This window comes from Leminorella richardii, assembly GCF_900478135.1.
Classification (GTDB): Bacteria; Pseudomonadota; Gammaproteobacteria; order Enterobacterales; family Enterobacteriaceae; genus Leminorella; species Leminorella richardii.
Genome location: NZ_LS483470.1, coordinates 603,244 through 617,380, shown reverse-complemented (window position 1 = coordinate 617,380; position 14,137 = coordinate 603,244). Strand labels below are relative to the sequence as shown.

11 protein-coding genes, 1 tRNA gene and 1 pseudogene are annotated in these 14,137 nt (G+C 51.0%); 9 read left to right on the top strand and 4 right to left on the bottom strand.

Annotation, left to right across the window (positions count from 1 at the left end):
• The first annotated feature begins 267 nt into the window (after window positions 1–267).
• From DQM29_RS18665 to DQM29_RS02925, 3 genes and pseudogenes are all read left to right on the top strand, one after another.
• A pseudogene (locus DQM29_RS18665) lies at window positions 268–1,193 on the top strand (LysR substrate-binding domain-containing protein).
• A gap of 113 nt (window positions 1,194–1,306) precedes the next feature.
• Entirely contained in the window at window positions 1,307–1,633 is a 327-nt protein-coding gene (locus DQM29_RS02930; RefSeq protein WP_111741969.1) for an ArsR/SmtB family transcription factor, read from the top strand.
• Between the two features lie 37 nt (window positions 1,634–1,670).
• Window positions 1,671–2,189 carry a sigma-70 family RNA polymerase sigma factor gene (locus DQM29_RS02925; protein WP_111741968.1) on the top strand — a complete coding sequence of 173 codons (519 nt, stop codon included), beginning with the start codon at window positions 1,671–1,673 and terminating at the stop codon, window positions 2,187–2,189.
• A gap of 51 nt (window positions 2,190–2,240) precedes the next feature.
• Here the strand turns inward: DQM29_RS02925 and DQM29_RS02920 are convergent, their stop codons facing one another.
• Window positions 2,241–2,786, bottom strand: a complete 546-nt coding sequence (locus DQM29_RS02920) for a DUF6630 family protein (RefSeq protein ID WP_422385819.1) — start codon at window positions 2,784–2,786, stop codon at window positions 2,241–2,243.
• Between the two features lie 252 nt (window positions 2,787–3,038).
• Here DQM29_RS02920 and DQM29_RS02915 point away from each other — a divergent pair, with 252 nt between their 5' ends.
• Window positions 3,039–3,401: an arsenic metallochaperone ArsD family protein gene (locus DQM29_RS02915; RefSeq protein ID WP_111739227.1), complete on the top strand. Its 363-nt coding sequence runs from the start codon at window positions 3,039–3,041 to the stop codon at window positions 3,399–3,401.
• 35 nt (window positions 3,402–3,436) lie between these two features.
• Window positions 3,437–5,194: an arsenical pump-driving ATPase gene (gene arsA / locus DQM29_RS02910; RefSeq protein ID WP_111739226.1), complete on the top strand. Its 1,758-nt coding sequence runs from the start codon at window positions 3,437–3,439 to the stop codon at window positions 5,192–5,194.
• Between the two features lie 130 nt (window positions 5,195–5,324).
• Here arsA and DQM29_RS02905 read toward each other — a convergent pair whose 3' ends face one another.
• Window positions 5,325–7,031, bottom strand: a complete 1,707-nt coding sequence (locus tag DQM29_RS02905; RefSeq protein WP_111739225.1) for an amidase — start codon at window positions 7,029–7,031, stop codon at window positions 5,325–5,327.
• A 179-nt stretch (window positions 7,032–7,210) separates the two neighbouring features.
• Window positions 7,211–8,638, bottom strand: a complete 1,428-nt coding sequence (locus DQM29_RS02900) for an APC family permease (RefSeq protein ID WP_111739224.1) — start codon at window positions 8,636–8,638, stop codon at window positions 7,211–7,213.
• A gap of 241 nt (window positions 8,639–8,879) precedes the next feature.
• On the opposite strand from DQM29_RS02900, the gene DQM29_RS18145 reads away from it, so the two are divergent.
• The gene (locus DQM29_RS18145) at window positions 8,880–9,167 is read left to right on the top strand and encodes a PAS domain-containing protein (protein ID WP_170126475.1); all 288 of its coding nucleotides are present in this window, start codon (window positions 8,880–8,882) and stop codon (window positions 9,165–9,167) included.
• A gap of 55 nt (window positions 9,168–9,222) precedes the next feature.
• Complete coding sequence (locus tag DQM29_RS02895) at window positions 9,223–10,335, top strand: sigma-54 interaction domain-containing protein (protein WP_170126474.1); 1,113 nt, start codon at window positions 9,223–9,225, stop codon at window positions 10,333–10,335.
• Window positions 10,336–10,374: 39 nt separating this feature from the next.
• On the opposite strand, the gene DQM29_RS02890 is transcribed toward DQM29_RS02895, so the two are convergent.
• Window positions 10,375–10,448 (bottom strand) — tRNA-Gly (locus tag DQM29_RS02890).
• A 708-nt stretch (window positions 10,449–11,156) separates the two neighbouring features.
• Here DQM29_RS02890 and DQM29_RS02885 point away from each other — a divergent pair.
• Both DQM29_RS02885 and DQM29_RS02880 read left to right on the top strand, forming a co-directional pair.
• Window positions 11,157–12,548 carry a GntP family permease gene (locus DQM29_RS02885; protein ID WP_111739222.1) on the top strand — a complete coding sequence of 464 codons (1,392 nt, stop codon included), beginning with the start codon at window positions 11,157–11,159 and terminating at the stop codon, window positions 12,546–12,548.
• A gap of 32 nt (window positions 12,549–12,580) precedes the next feature.
• The gene (locus DQM29_RS02880; protein WP_111739221.1) at window positions 12,581–14,137 is read left to right on the top strand and encodes an acyl CoA:acetate/3-ketoacid CoA transferase; all 1,557 of its coding nucleotides are present in this window, start codon (window positions 12,581–12,583) and stop codon (window positions 14,135–14,137) included.

Below are 14,137 nucleotides of genomic sequence, written 5' to 3'. Positions count from 1 at the left end.
GCGTTAATTAATAGTTAATAAAATGAATTTAACGACAACATCTTATTAAAAAGGCACAGTAAAAGATAAAATCAACCCATTGAATTTATTAATGAAAATAAATTCACTTATTTTTTAAATATATATTTTTAAATAAATGCAGAGCGTCGCTTTATTTATCTTAATTATGTGACTTATCCGCTTAAAATGAATCATATATAAACACAGAGGATTAACCAGATGGTATTATCTTGTGTGTGATGCCTTTTATGCATAGGGTGATTACCAATGAAGCATTTACCTAAACTCAATCAGCTGTTGGCGTTTCAGGCCATTGTCCAGCACGGCAGCATTCGCGCAGCGGCAAAGGCGCTGGGTCAAACGCAGCCTGCGCTAACGCGGTCGGTCAAAGAGTTGGAAAGCGTGATGGGCGCGCCTCTGCTTATCAGGGGCAGCTTTGGCGTGACGCTCACCGACGCAGGGCGAGCCTTTTCCTCACGCGCCAACCTGATTCTGGAAGAGATGCAAAAGGCCGCTGAAGAGATTCACGTAATCCAACAGATATCGCAGGGCTCCGTCGCCTTTGGCATTTCGCCTATTTTAGCAATCAGCCTGCTGCCTCAGATTATTCAGGAGTTCAGCCAGAAAAGACCCGAAGCCCAGATTATTATTGAAGATGCCCAGATGCCTGTTCACCTGCCGCGCCTAAGGGAGGGAAAGCTGGATTTTGTTATCGGCGTCAAGTCTGATGACGTCTCTCTCAGCGAGTTCATCGTTGAGCCCTGTTTACTGCGCACTTTGGCATTATTGCGCGCAAGGATCACCCGTACGCTAAGTGCACGTCCTTTAGTCAATTGACCGATGCCAAATGGTGGCTGACAGACGCCAACATCGGCTTTTTTAAGCAGATAGAAGAAAGAGTCCCCTACTTTAGGCTGCATAAGTCTGCCATTGCCGTCCGCTCCGACTCTCTGGTATGCGGGCTACCGCTGCTGATGTACAGCGACTACCTGGGCATTTTGTCGACGATTCGCGTTGAGCTTAGCGAATATAGAGACAAGCTGTGCATTTTGCCCATTAAGGAAAAGCTGCCCTCTGCGCACTTCGTGCTGATTTACCCGCGCAAAATTCCGCTAACTCAAACGGCAGAAAAGATGATCGACATTATCCGCTGGCACTGTCAGCGGTATAACTGGCTGCCCGATCTCGACTAATTTCTACTGTTCTGTTATCAGGAAGCCGCGCTCAATCGGCCAAGACGGGACTTTACTTTTTTTCACCAAAAAACTATATTCCCGGAAATATAGAAATATAAGTGTGTATGTACATGAAATGCCAACAGGCAGCGCAAACCCTCAAAGAGCTCGGTCACCCAACTCGCCTGAGCGTCTACCGAGAGCTGGTGAAATCGGGGCGTCAGGGCCTATCTGTAGGAGAACTGCAAAAGCGGCTGGCTATTCCATCTTCAACCTTAAGCCACCACCTCTCAGCACTGCTTTCCGTCGATCTGATACATCAGGAACGGCAGGGTAGAACTCTGCTTTGCCGCGCTCGCTATGAAAATCTAGACGCCCTTATCGCTTTTTTAACCGAAGAGTGCTGTCAGGATGATGAAACACCCCATGTGGATAAAGAAGATGACGCTGCAAGTTGAATCGGCCACCGCAAGCCCTGAAGAGCTAAACGCCTGTATGACTGGCGTTTGGGAAAGTCTTAAAACAGAACTCTACCGGTTTCTATTAGCACAAATCGGCGATCGAGACCGAGCGGAAGATCTGTTACAGGACGTATTTCTGCAGGCTCATGCCCATGCGGACAGCTTTTGCAGCATCGAAAATCCCAGAGCCTGGCTGTACCGAACCGCTCGAAACAGGCTAATAGACACCTATCGCACCGCTAAAGACTTCACCGAGCTTGTCGATGAGACATTACAGGAAGCGCACCACATCGACGCACTTCAGACACTGTCTGTCTGCCTGCCCGAAACGCTACAGGCGCTTGATGCCGAAGAGCGATTCCTGCTGGAAGAGTGTGATCTGCGACAGCGCCCCCAGCAGGAGGTTGCGAAAGAGCTGATGATTTCCCTTACTGCCTTAAAGTCCCGACTGCTGAGGGCAAGAAGCCGATTAAAAAGCAAAATGATGGAGCTGTGCGATATAGAAAGCAACGAGGCTACCTCTGTCTGCTGTCATAGAAACATGCCCTCATAGACACCACGACGCTCAGCTCACTCATTAATGCCTAATCGATTCCCTGTTCAGCTATGACAAATCCTCTTCAACGTCATTCATCGTTATCTCAACGCCCATCTCTGCCGCGAGCTGAATAAACCGATCGACTGACTCAGACGGCAGCAGGATCTCTCTATAGCAGTCATCGCCCGTATCCAGCCCCAGCAGGCTGTAGCCGATAGCGCTGAGCTGTAGATTGCTGCGTACAAAAATCTGATGGGCATCGAGCTCGCTGATAGGGTCATCGACGTCATACTGCAGGTCGATACTGACATCTTCATTTTCCAAGGCAGAGTCCAGCCAGTCTAACGCCGACTCCGTGTCCTTCCAGTCCACCATGAAGCTGTTGCCAAGCGACGCTTCATCAATAAAGGTCGCCAGAGAATATCCAAGATATCCTTCGTGATGGCTATCGATAAAATCGTCTTCTCCGACCTCATCAATATGCTCTTCAAGAAGCTGGCTAAACCTTTCCACCGCCTCTTCGGCGTACTCTTTATCACTGTTCAGCAGGTAGGCCATTTTGGTGGCCGTAGACATAATCCCTTTAACGAGACTTAATCCATCTTCAGACATATTCACTAAGACAACTCCCTGTACGTTTATCGTTATGCACCCGCAGTGCTCGACTTCTCATTTCCTATAGGAAATTCAGGGCATGCGTAGCACAATCAGTAACCTAGCTCATCTACCTTACCATAAACAGTCTGTTTCTCCTGAAAAGAGTGGTAAGAGTGAATATAAAAAAACGCTCTCCCCTGCATCCTTTTCCCGACTCGTTCGTTTACTTCAGTGCAAAGTCGTTAAATACAACACTGAGGTCACGATATGTCCAAGTTAGAAATTTTCGAATCCGGCGGCTGCTGCGCCACCAGCAGCGTCACTATCCAGCCTGAAGCCGTTGCGCTAAATGCCGATTTTGAATGGGCGAAGAGAAACGGCATTGATATTCACCGCTACAGTCTGACAAAACACCCACAGCGCTTTGTTGCCAGCGCCACCGTCCAGGCATTTCTTAACGCGTCGGGCATTCAGTCTCTGCCGATAGTGCTGCTAGACGGGGCTATCGTGATGGCGGGAAGGCTGCCAACCCGACAGGATCTTGGCCGCTGGGGAAATGTTTATCTCTCACCGAGTGAAGAAGACGATCGTAACTCTTCCTCCTGCTGCAACGTTCCGCGTATTCCCTAAGCCCTACATCGCTCATTTTGATAGAGAGACCGTATATGAACATGCCTTTTATTAATGACATTCCCCCTTTCATTTTTTTCACCGGCAAAGGCGGCGTTGGAAAAACCTCCCTTGCCTGCGCGACCGCAGTATGGCTTGCCGATCGTGGAAAGAAAACGCTACTGGTCAGCACCGACCCTGCGTCTAACGTGGGGCAGGTGTTCCAGCAGGAGATCGGACACCGCATCGTCGCCATAAAAACCGTTGCCAATCTTGCCACTATGGAGGTCGACCCGATGGCCGCTGCGCAGGCCTATCGGGAGCGAGTGCTGGATCCCGTACGCGACCTTATGCCCGCTGACGTAATAAGCAGCATTGAAGAACAGCTGTCAGGCTCCTGCACCACGGAAATTGCGGCCTTCGACGAGTTCACCGGGCTTTTAACCAGCGCAGAGCTGCGCCAACAGTACGATCACGTAGTGTTTGATACTGCGCCAACCGGCCACACGATTCGCATGCTTGAGCTGCCGGGAGCTTGGAGCGGTTATCTGGAAGCAAACCCAGACGCGGCAGCCAATCTCGGCCCTCTGGTTGGGCTGGAAAAGCAGCAGCACCAGTACGCGGACGCGGTTAACGCGCTGGCAGACGCCTCGCTAACGCGTCTGGTACTGGTCGCCCGCGCTCAGTCCTCCACGCTGAAAGAGGTGTCCCACACGTACGATGAGCTTTATCAAATCGGCCTGCATCACCAACATTTGGCGATTAACGGTGTTCTGCCGCCAGAGGCTGGTGAAAACGACGTTCTGGCGCAGAGCATTTTGGCCCGCGAGGACAAAGCGCTGCGCGACATGCCGGAAAATCTGGCAAAACTGCCTCGCTCTCAGCTGCCTCTAAAGCCCTTCAATCTGGTAGGGCTGGAGGCTCTGCGTGAGCTGTTTATCGAGAGAAACGAGCCAGTAGCGGTTCCCGTTGAACAGCCGGATGCCGTTACTCTGCCCAAGCTGTCCTCGCTGGTTGATGAACTCAGCCTCACCGGCAAAGGGCTAATAATGACTATGGGCAAAGGCGGCGTCGGCAAGACGACAATTGCCGCCTCTCTTGCAGTCTCACTGGCAAAGCGGGGGCATAAAGTACACCTGACGACGTCGGACCCGGCTGCTCACCTTTCTTATACGCTGGACGGCTCGCTGGAGAATTTACAAGTCAGCCGTATTGACCCTAAAGTAGAAACGGAGCGCTACCGCCGTTTCGTTTTGGAAAATCAGGGAAAGGGGCTTGATGCACAGGGGCTTGCCGTGTTGGAGGAAGACCTGCTCTCTCCCTGCACAGAAGAGATTGCGGTTTTTCAGGCCTTCTCCCGCGTGATTAAAGAAGCTGACGATCGCTTTGTTATTATGGATACCGCCCCGACTGGACACACCCTACTGCTGCTGGACGCCACGGGAGCCTATCATCGCGAAATGGTGCGCCAGAGAGGTCTGGCTGAAGATCAAACGATAACCCCGATGATGCAATTACGAGATCCACAAAAGACAAAAGTCATTATCGTCACGCTGGCGGAAACCACGCCGGTGCTTGAAGCGGCAAACCTGCAAAAAGACCTACAACGCGCCCATATTACGCCCTGGGCCTGGGTCATCAACGGCAGTCTCGCCGCCGCCAGCCCGACGTCACCGTTCCTGATGACCAGAGCCAGTCGGGAGATTCCGCTGATAAACGATGTGAAATACCACTACGCCAAACGCATCGCTCTTACGCCTCTGCAAAGCGCCGAGCCTGTAGGGATTGAGAAGTTGGAGAGGATGGCGCTGTAGCCGGATGACAGAGTGAGTTTTACAATATTTAGCATATCCTTCATCTTTCAGGAAATGAGGTAACGCATTCTTTCAGCATAAAAAAGGGACTGGTGCCTGCGCGCCAATCCCTTTTTTCATTACTTAATGCTTATCGTCCAAGCGGCGGCGTGCGCGGCGGCACCATGCGCTTCGAACCGGTAGACTCAAAGGCGGCGGCAAAGCGCAACAGATTGCTGTCGTCATACGCACGACCGGCAAAGGTCAGCCCCACCGGCATGCCGATATCAGCCATCACTCCCATTGGTACGGTAACGGTAGGTACCCCCTGTTGGCGAATAGCCAGGTTACCGTTAGCCACCCAAATGCCGTTACTCCAGGCAATATCAGCAGACTCCGGATTCACGTCCGCATCGGCTGGGCCAACGTCGGCTACCGTAGGGAACAGCACTGCGTCCAGCTGCTGGCGATCCATCCACTCCTCTAAATCGACCCGGCGAATTTCTTCTACACCTCGCAGGCCATCCGGCATGCTCTCGATCTGATCCCAGCTTTTCAGCCCGCGCTTGGCCATATTGACGTACTCGGCCATGCCGGCGCCAAGATCGTCTTCACGGTTTGGCAGAGTGCCCGGATCGTGTGGAAAAATTAGCGGCCCATCGACATCAACCAGCCTGTTCAGCTTCGGATCGCCGTTATCGCGCAGGAACTTGTCGTAGGCCCAGCCCGAGAGTTCCCACAGCTCGTCATGCAGGAACTGTTTGGACACCATGCCTCGGTTGTACACGGTCGGCGCACCGGGACGGTCGCCTTCGCAGTTGGAAATCAGCGGAAAATCGACTTCGATCACCTCAGCTCCCGCCGCTTCCAGAGTCTTGCGCGCATCTTCCCAGAGTGCGATTACTGACGGACGCGTGTTGATGCGCTGGCCCGTTGGGCCTCCGATGCCGGGCTTCTCGCTAGTGCCTGCGAGCTCATCTTTATTAATAAACATGCGTGGCACACCGAAGCGTTTACCCTTAAGAGCGTCGGCCTTGACAGCGAGATCCCGATAGGAGGCCGGACGTACTTCCGAGGCCTTTGGAATCTCAACCCACGGCTGCATACGCCACAAGTCACCGCTTGTATCTGGGTCATCAGCGACTACCACATCCAGCACTTCAAGCAGGTCAGCCATAGTGCGAGCATACGGCACTACTACATCCATTGTTGGCGTCAGCGGCCAGTTACCGCGCACTGAGATCACACCGCGCGATGGGGTATAGGCGCACAGGCCGTTGTTAGACGCCGGACCGCGACCGCTTGACCAGGTCTCTTCAGCCAGACCGAAAGCGGAAAAGCTGGCAGCGGTACCAGTACCCGCTCCGTTAGAGGAGCCGGAGGCAAACGGTGCAGTGAGATATTTTGCGTTATACGGGCTTTCAGCACGACCATAAACACCGCGCTGCATACCGCCATTGGCCATCGGCGGCATGTTGGTCTTACCTAAACAGATAGCGCCGGCGGCGCGCAGACGCTCGATGGCGAACGCATCGCGATAGGCGATCAGATCCTTGAAAGCCGGACTGCCTGAGGCGGCGGTAAGGCCTTTTACCAGATAGCTGTCCTTGGCGGTGTAGGGAATGCCGTCCAGCGGGCTAAGCGTCTCACCGCGAGCGCGACGGGCGTCGGAAGCCTCGGCCTCTTTGAGCGCGTCCGGATTGCGCACGACCAGCGCGTTCAGTTTCGTCTGCGTTTCTGGGCCGTCGTAAGCAGCAACGCGAGCGAGATAGGCTTTGACCAGTTCAACCGCCGTAGTGCGGCCAGACTCGAGCGCGTTGCGCAGCTCGGCGATGGAAACCTCAGTAACTTCAATCATGCTGCAACCTCCTGCATGAAGCTATAGTGCTTTTTCATAGGCATGATATTAGCCTGTAAACCCCAGCTACAGGCAAGCTGTGTTGCAGTAACAGTGACACTTCTGGTCATGATGGTCTCCTTGGTTGATGCTTTTGCGTTAATTTATTCAAATAATGATTTATTGTCTGACTAATAGACTTATTGTGTGTAAACCTGTTCTTGCTCTGATGCTGTAGCTGAATAGCTCAGCTTTGAATGCGCTTTCTCAGCCCGGCGGATAATAATGTCACCCACCGCCAGTACAATGATGACTCCCACCAGAATCGGGCCGCTGTGATTCCAGTCGATCATACCTTTTGGTAAATCAGGGAAAATAAACAGCATCGCGCACATGAAAATGAACGCCATACACAGCAGAGAACAGCTGATGGCAACAGGCATCCCTCCCGGGACTTTGAATGGGCGAGGCGTTGACGGATCGGAAATCCGCAGTTTAATAAAGGACGCGAAGAACAGCAGATAGCTGATGATGATGCAGGCGCTGGAAAAAGAGAAGATAGACCAAAACATGTTGGCGTTATCTCCCTGAGCAAACCAGGCATAAACCAGAGTGATCACTGTCGATACGATACCGAGAATGCGGTTGGCCCAGTAAGGCGTGTTATTTTTAGGATGCCAGCGACCGATGAAAGCGGGTAATTCTCCTTCTCTAGCGGCTTCCGCAGCTGCGCGACTGGGAGCCATAGCCCAGGTCACCTGATTACCCACAATCGAAAGCATAAAAAAGACGCAAACCAGAATAATTAATGGACTACCTTCTCCCAGTAGTGGACCAAGGGCATCAACAATACCGGAAACCAGATTCAGGTTTTCCAGCGGAATAGCCATCAGAATCCCCATGGAGCCAAAGACATAAAGAAAAGCGATTGCCAGTGAAGCAAGAAGAATGGCTCGCGGCATATCCCGTACCGGATTGCGGAGCTCTTTACCCATACAGGCAACCAGCTCAAGCCCGACAAGGTTATAAACAATCACCGCCAGGAATCCGATACCCGATGATGCAGAGGGAAGCATCGTCTGAAGCGAAAATTCGTTAGCAGGACCGTGCATAAACAGATGATAAAAGCCGGCAATACCGAGGATCATGATAACCGTAATCTTAAAAATAGCGCCGGATACCGTCAGCCAGATACCCACACTGGTTTTAAAATTAATAAAGGCGATGGTCAGCCAGCTCATTACCAGAACAATACCTACCTGCCCCATCAGGGAAAGTTCCGGCATAAAAACGCGCGCAAACATACCGGCGAATAAAATATAGCCTGCGGGCATCCATAGCCCCCCCGCCAGCCAGTATAAGTAAACGGCTCGTGTAGACATCCGTGCGCCAAAGGCCCTGCGAATCCAGTCATAAATTCCACCTTCAGCTGGATAGGCCGTACCAAGTTCTGACGTAATCAGGGAATAAGGTACAATGAAAAATATTAACGTTATTCCCCACCAGAACAAACCGCTTGGGCCTATTGATGCCGAAGCTGTAAGCGTTTCAAGGACAATAACCGCACACATACAAAACAGTGCGATTTGTGATATTCCCATTTTTCCACTACTGCTGTGAGAGTCCATAACCGGTTTCCTGTAGTTGACGATTTATAATTTTATCGGTACACCATAGGTGCGCTTTTAATACATTGTCGTTTATCCTTTTGAATACTGTGGTTTATTAAGCAAGGTCTATGCCATAAAATAAATTAATATAACTAATTGAATTTATTAAAAATAAATAAAATGGCTAATGACTAAAAATCAGCGATATGATTAAAATTAATCATAATGTCTAGTTTTCATCGGACAGAAGGAAAGGAAAATGGAAGTTGATACCGATCCAGAATTACAGGCGGCAATTAAAATATTTGGTCATTTTTTTGATGTACTTGGGCAGCCTTTTTCTGTACTGAATGCCGAAGGGAAACACATTTATTACAATCAGGAAAATGCAGACCTAGATGAGTGTCATCGCAATGAAGTATTGGGCAAGCATATGCTTAATATTTTCCCTTCCATTCATGCCGATGACAATGAAATGCTTAAGGCGTTGCAGTACGGAGAGGAATCCGTCAATCACCAAAAAAAGCTATTACACACCGAGCGGTAAGCTGATTGACTACCAGCACACTACAGTCCCCCTTTTTAATTCCTCTGGCGCAATTATGGGCGTGATCGAATCCGGTCAGGATTTGTCCCGCTTCCGTAAACTGCAGCGCCATTTATCGGTATTAAATGAAAAATTATTTAGCAAGGAGAAAGGCGAACAGCCTGAAATTATTCATAATTCAGATGCCATGCAGCAGGTTCTCGACGGTGCAGCGCGACTGGCGGCAAGCAATGTGCCGGTGATGGTGATTGGAGAAACGGGCACCGGGAAGGAGCTACTGGCCAATTTCGTCCACAATCACAGCCCTCGTCACCATAAGCCTTTTATTGCACTTAACTGCGGAGCATTACCCGTCACGCTGATCGAAAGCACCCTTTTCGGTACAGTAAAAGGGGGATTTACCGGCGCAGAAAATACCCAAGGCTATCTGGAACTTGCCAATGGAGGGACGCTGTTTCTGGATGAACTAAACGCCATGCCCGTTGATGTTCAAGGGAAAATCCTGCGCTTTCTTCAGGAAAAAACCTTCTGGAAAGTCGGGGGAAGTAAAGAGCTGAGTGCAGATATCCGCATTATCGTTGCCATGAACGAATCCCCTTACGAAATGCTTCGGCAAAAGAGACTGCGTGACGATCTGTTCTACAGGCTGGAAATAGGTATGGTTGTGATCCCCCCGCTCAGGGAGAGAAAAGATGAAATCATTCCGCTAGCCCGCCACTTTATGGCTAAACATCAGGCAAGCAGCAATATGCAGGTGTATCCCTTCCCTTCATCGGTTGAAAAGCAGCTGCTGGAATACGAGTGGCCCGGCAACGTCAGGATGCTGGAGAACGTCATTGTGCGGAGCCTGATACTTCAAAAAGAGCCAGGCCCGCTAAATGAGCTTATTTTTAACAATGAAACGGACGTAATTACTAATTTTTCTGCGGAAAAGCCTCCACAGCCACCTCGTCAAAAAGAAATCCGCTATGACCCCCCCTCTGCGCAAGGGACAACGCTAACGGATAAACTTGAAGCCTATGAAAATCAGCTTTTAATTGAAGCGCTAAAAGCATCTCAGGGATGCGTGGCTAAAGCGGCAAGAGTATTGGGCGTTTCCCGCGGGGCGCTTCAGTACAAAGTGAAGAAGCACAACATCACGTTTAGTCTGGAGGAAATAAAGGGCTGAATTGAACCCGTAGCTGGTGGAGTTCTGTGGTGGTGAAAATGGAGCGGGTGAAGGGAATCGAACCCTCGTATAGAGCTTGGGAAGCTCTCGTTCTACCATTGAACTACACCCGCGGTAGGTAGGTCTGATGAAGCGGAAAAATTATAATCCTCTCATTCGAGAAGATAAAGCCGGAATTGCGCGGGCCGCACATTATTTTTTCAGATGTGCAATAAACGGTCAGGGCTCTTACCGCCCAGCATCCTTTAAGGACAACATGGCGTCTTCATCAGAAGAACACACAAAATGTGCGCTCTTTCTCCTCTTTTATTTTCCGCTCACGAATAAAAGCCATAAAAAATATTAAGACTAATAAATATTTATTTTATCCTTATAAATAATATAAATTAGTCAAATGAAATAAATCCTCCCATTTCATTGATTAATAGAATCTGCACCCGTTGCCGAAAATCTATTTCCCAATTATGCAATTCCATTTTTGCAAAAATGATTTTCCCCTCCAGCGAAATAAAAACGATTCAGCACCCTCAAAAACAAGCTCAACATAATGATTTTAATGAATTAATCAAATTGTTAACAAAAACCCAATTATCCCTTCTTTGCAATAACGCTTATTTACTGATGAAAGAGGGCTGATTAATATCCGCATCCACAGGGAAAGTAATTCAGCCCTGTTCTCTATTTATCAAACAGGTCAAAAAAACACGCACTCCTCTGGCGAGAAAAGAAAAATAACACTGAGCGCAAAAAGAAAACGCTCTATTTCTCGTCAGAAAAATTTTACAAACCGTACTCTACTTATTTTGAGGAGAAACGCATCGATGGAGTTCATTATTGTTCTCGGCGCGCTATGTTTTCTAATGTTCGCCGCCTACCGTGGCTATAGCGTCATCCTATTTGCGCCCATAGCCGCTCTTGCCGCCGTATTGCTCACCCAGCCTGCCGCAGTGGCTCCGGTCTTCTCCGGCCTGTTCATGGACAAGATGGTTGGCTTTATCAAACTGTACTTCCCTGTATTCCTGCTTGGTGCCGTCTTCGGCAAAGTGATCGAGCTGTCGGGTTTTTCTAAATCCATCGTCGCAGCGGTCATCAAATGGGTAGGTCGTGAGCGCGCCATTATGGTTATCGTTATCGTCTGCGCCCTGCTGACCTACGGCGGTGTATCGCTGTTTGTGGTGGTGTTTGCGGTCTATCCGTTTGCCGCAGAAATGTTCCGTCAGGGGAATCTGCCTAAGCGCCTCATTCCTGGCGCGGTAGCCCTCGGCGCGTTCTCGTTCACCATGGACGCCCTGCCCGGCACGCCGCAGATCCAAAACATTATCCCAACTACGTTCTTCGGTACCACAACGCTGGCTGCGCCCATTTTAGGCTGCCTTGGTGCAGTATTTGTATTCTGCGTCGGCATGCTTTACCTCAACTGGCGCCTGCGTACTGCCATTCGTAAAGGCGAGGGTTACGGCACTAATCTGCTGAACGAACCGGCTCCGGTTGATACCAGCGACCTGCCGTCTCCATGGCTGGCTATCGCTCCGCTGATCCTTATCGGCGTAGCCAACATGGCGTTCACCAAGCTTATCCCAATGTGGTACGGCGCTCAGCACGTCGTCGACTTACCGGGTCTGAAAGAGCCGCTAGTCACCAAAGTACCTTCCGTTGTCGGTATCTGGGCCGTTGAGGCAGCCCTGATTCTGGGCATTATTTTTGTTCTGGTAACTGCATTTAGAGTGGTGAAAAAGAACTTTGCCGAAGGCACCAAAACCGCTATCGGCGGCGCCATGCTGGCATCGGTCAACACCGCCTCTGAATACGGCTTTGGCGCTGTTATCGCTGCACTACCGGGCTTTATGCTAATTCGCGACGCGCTGACCAGTATTCCTAACCCGCTGGTTAACGCCGCTATCACCGTCACCTCTCTGGCTGGCGTCACCGGCTCTGCCTCCGGCGGTATGAGCATCGCGCTGGCTGCGATGGGCGATCAGCTGCTGGCTGCAACTCAGGCCGCAGGCATTAGCCCTGAAGTCCTACACCGCGTCGTCGCTATGGCGTCCGGCGGTATGGATACGTTGCCCCACAACGGCGCGGTTATCACACTGCTGGCCGTTACCGGCCTAACCCACAAAGAGTCTTACAAAGACATCTTCGCTGTGACCTGCATTAAGACGCTGGCGGTGTTCTTCATCATCGCTGTGTACTACATGACCGGGCTGGTTTGATTCTCAGGACATAGGCTAACAAGGATAACGATATGGCAGTTCAATTTGTTTCACTCGACGAATTCTCTCATGCCGTCAAAGATGGCGATCGGCTGGTACTCGGCGGCTTTATCGGTGCCGTTGTTCCTGAGGCGCTGGAAAAAGCCATTGGCTCACGCTTTCGAAGCGAAGGCCATCCGCGCGACCTGTCCCTCTACTTTGCCGCAGGTCAGGGCGACTCCGCTGAAAGAGCGGTTAACAATCTGGCAGAAGAAGGTCTGGTGTCGTTCGCCATCGGCGGTCACTGGGGGCTTATTCCTAAGCTGCAAAAGCTGGCTAATGAAGGAAAAATTACCGGCTACAACCTGCCGCAGGGCATTATCGCCCACCTGATGCGCGACACCGCAGCGGGCAAACCAGGCACCCTTAGTCACGTAGGCCTTGGTACCTTTGTCGACCCGCGCATTGAAGGCGGCAAGATCAACAAAGAAACCAAAGAAGACTGGGTTGAAGTCATCACCATTCACGGCAAAGAATATCTGTTCTACAAGCGTCTGGACGCAAACGTTGCGCTGCTTCGCGGCACCACAGCCGATGAAAACGGCAACATCACCATGGAAGACGAGTGCCTGTTCGTTGAGAACCTGGCAGCGGCACAGATGGTGAAAAACAACGGCGGGCTTGTCGTCGTTCAGGTGAAGCGCAAAGTTAAAGCCGGTACGCTGGAGCCACAAAACGTCCGCATCCCAGGCATTCTGGTAGACATGGTAGTGGTGGTAGAAAACGAAGCTGACCACATGCAGACCTTTGCTGAACAGCAAAACGACGCCTACTGCCGCCTAACGCCGAAAGTCGAAAAAGAGGTTCAGCCAGTCAAGCTGGACGCTAAGAAGGTCGTCGCTCGCCGAGCTGCTCAAGAGCTGAAGCGCGGAGCTGTGCTCAATCTAGGCATTGGACTGCCGGAATATATTGCTGCGGTAGTTGCTGAAGAAGGGCAGGCCTCTGAGCTAAACCTGACCGTCGAACCCGGCGCTATCGGCGGTACCCCCGCTGGTGGCCTGAGCTTCGGCGCTTCCGCAAACCCGGAAGCCATCGTCACTCAGGATCAGCAGTTTGACTTCTACGATGGCGGCGGTATCGATCAGGCATTCTTGGGTCTGGCCGAATGCGACAAAATCGGTGACCTTAACGTCTCCCGCTTTGGCACCAAAATTCCCGGCTGCGGCGGTTTTATCAACATTACCCAGAATGCCAAAGAGGTGTTCTTCTGCGGCACTTTCACCGCCGGTAAGTTCGACATCCAAGTCGGCGACGGCAGGCTGACAATCGTCAAAGACGGTGATATCAACAAGTTCATCGACAAAGTCCAGCAAATCACCTTCTCTGCCAAAACGGCGAACGACAACAAAAAACCCGTTCTGTACATCACTGAACGCGCGGTCTTCCGTCTGACTCCGCAGGGGCTGGAGCTGATTGAAATCGCACCGGGCGTTTCTCTGGAAAACGACGTTCTGGCGAAGATGGACTTTGCGCCAATTATCAGCCCAGACCTGAAAGTCATGGACGAAGCGCTGTTCCACGACCGCCCTATCGGCCTGCAGTTGAAATAA